Annotated in this window: 3 protein-coding genes and 1 pseudogene; all 4 read left to right on the top strand. The window is 64.7% G+C overall.

Going from position 1 to position 2273, the window contains the following annotated elements:
- Positions 1-551, top strand: a 551-nt coding sequence (locus tag RTU05_RS17925; RefSeq protein ID WP_312599639.1) for an efflux RND transporter permease subunit, incomplete at its 5' end; no start/stop codon positions are given.
- Positions 548-1150, top strand: coding sequence for a cation transporter (locus RTU05_RS17920; protein WP_040349350.1), 603 nt, complete (start codon positions 548-550; stop codon positions 1148-1150). The genes RTU05_RS17925 and RTU05_RS17920, both read left to right, overlap by 4 nt.
- Positions 1147-1836, top strand: a complete 690-nt coding sequence (locus RTU05_RS17915; protein WP_008264189.1) for a methyltransferase family protein — start codon at positions 1147-1149, stop codon at positions 1834-1836. The genes RTU05_RS17920 and RTU05_RS17915 overlap by 4 nt, the downstream gene beginning before the upstream one ends.
- 316 nt (positions 1837-2152) lie before the next feature.
- Positions 2153-2273 (top strand): annotated as a pseudogene (locus RTU05_RS17910) (hypothetical protein); the annotation flags it as partial.

Here is a 2273-nt window from a genome sequence, read left to right as displayed (position 1 = left end):
TGACCTGGGGCGGTCAGTTCGAGAACCTCAAACGGGCCGAACAACGGCTGGGCCTGGTTATTCCGATCGTCTTCGTCCTGATCGGTGTGCTGCTGTTTATGGCTCTGGGGTCGTTCTCCGAGGCTGGGCTGGTCTTCGCCTGCGTGCCCTTGGCCTTGATCGGCGGCGCCTTGGCGCTTCTCATGCGAGGGATGCCGTTCTCGGTGTCTGCGGCCGTTGGCTTCATCGCCGTCTCGGGTGTGGCGACCCTGAACGGACTTGTTTTGATGCAGGCCATTCGCGAGCGATTGCAGGCGGGGCTCGCGCCCCGGGACGCGGCGATCGAAGGGGCGTCCAGCCGATTGCGTGCGGTGTTGACGACAGCCTTGGTCGCCATTGTCGGCTTCATCCCGATGGCGCTCGCCCACGGCGCGGGGGCCGAGGTTCAGAAGCCTCTGGCGACGGTCGTCATCGGCGGCCTTCTGACCGCGACGGCCCTGACCCTGCTGGTCCTGCCGACCTTCGCGGCCAAGGCGGTGCGTCATCGCAAGGACGAGGGGGTTGAGGATTGATTGCTCGCACTCAGGATGACCGTCAGCAGCGACGCACGTTGCTGACGGTTCTCGCGCTCAACGCGGGCCTGGCATTAGCGCTCGGGATCGGCGGCTTGTCCGCCGATTCCAGCGCTCTGCTGGCCAATGCAGTGGACAACGCCTCGGACGCTGCTGTCTATCTGATCAGCTTTCTCGCGATCGGTCGGCCTGGTTCGTGGAAGCGGGGGGCGGCGCGCCTCTCGGGCGTCATGCTCCTTATCTTCGGCGCTGGCGTCCTTCTGGACGCGGGTCGTCGATTCCTCATCGGGACCGAACCGATCGGCCCGACCATGATGGGACTCTCGGTCGTCGCAGCGATCATCAACCTGATCTGCCTGCAGTTGATCCGCCGTCAGCACAGCGGCGACGTCAACATGAAGGCTGCCGAGACGTTCAGCTTTAACGACTTCGCCTCCAACGGGGGAATCCTCGTCGCCGGGGCCCTGGTGCTCTGGCTCGGCCAGGCGTGGCCGGACCTCGTCGTCGGCGTCCTCGTGGCCGCCATCGCGTTGAAGGGCGGCGTGGATATCCTGCGCGATGCGGCTAAGGATCGTCCGGCTGAGGGGGAGGGGCAATGATGCCGCTCGAGCCCTCCGACAGCGTCTCCAAGCCCGCAAGCCCCGCTTTGTCCGGCTCCTCGCCCCCTGATGACGCCTGTCGATCAGCGGTCGATATCCAATCCGTTCAACGATGGCGCAAGGCGGGCATTCTCGTCGGGGGCCTGCTTCTTGTCGTCTGCGCGGCGCTCGTCACATCCTGGCCCTTGCTCGAACATCCTGTCGAGCATCTGGGCCTGATCGCCATCATGGTTTGCATCATCGGTCGGGCTTGGTGTTCCCTTTACATCGGTGGCCGCAAGAAACAGGAGATCATATCCGCAGGACCGTATTCGGTCAGCCGCAATCCGCTGTACGTCTTCAGCTTCATCGGCGCGTTTGGCATCGGCGCCCAGTCCGGCAGCCTTAGCGTCGGTTTGGTCTTCGGATTAGCCTGCTGGGTGGTGTTTCGCATCGTGGTCGGCCGCGAAGAACGCTTCCTCTCCGACGCCTTTGGACACGACTACCAAGCTTACCGTGAGCGCACCCCTCGGTTCCTGCCCAAGCTCTCCCTATGGCGCGACGAGGCGGAAATCATGATCCGGCCGGTATTCTTCGTCCGCACGGTGCGCGACGGCTTCGTCTTTCTCCTAGCGCTTCCGCTTTTCGAAGCGATTGAGCAGCTCCAGCGGCTCGGGGGCTTTAATGCCGTCGTGCCCGTGCCCTGAGGTCGGGAGAACCGGGATGACCACCTGCGAGCGGATCGCGCTGGAACCCGCTGGCCCGGCGCGCCTTCGCCCGTGTCGCTATCCCGCCCCCTCGATCGCGGCGGTCGCCGCAAGCAGCCGCGATTCCCAACCCGCAACGGGACCCTATTTATGACCAGCACAACACTGCCGGACCATCTCCACACCAAGTCCGAGGAGCACGATCACGGTGGCGTTCTAGGCTCCAATACGGAGCTGATCTTCGCCCTGACAAGTGGCCTTGCTCTGGGCCTTGGATTCGCCCTCGAGAAACTCGCAACGGGCCTTCCCGCTTGGATTCCCCTCGGGCGTCGCCCGTGCGGCGCGCGCCGGTGTCCTGATCAAGGGCGGCGCGCCGTTGGAGAACCTCGGCTCGCTCAACGCCATCGCCTTCGACAAGACCGGCACCCTGACCGAGG

Source organism: Brevundimonas sp. (genome assembly GCF_032017145.1).
GTDB lineage: Bacteria > Pseudomonadota > Alphaproteobacteria > Caulobacterales > Caulobacteraceae > Brevundimonas.
This window is presented reverse-complemented; position numbering and strand designations above follow the sequence as displayed.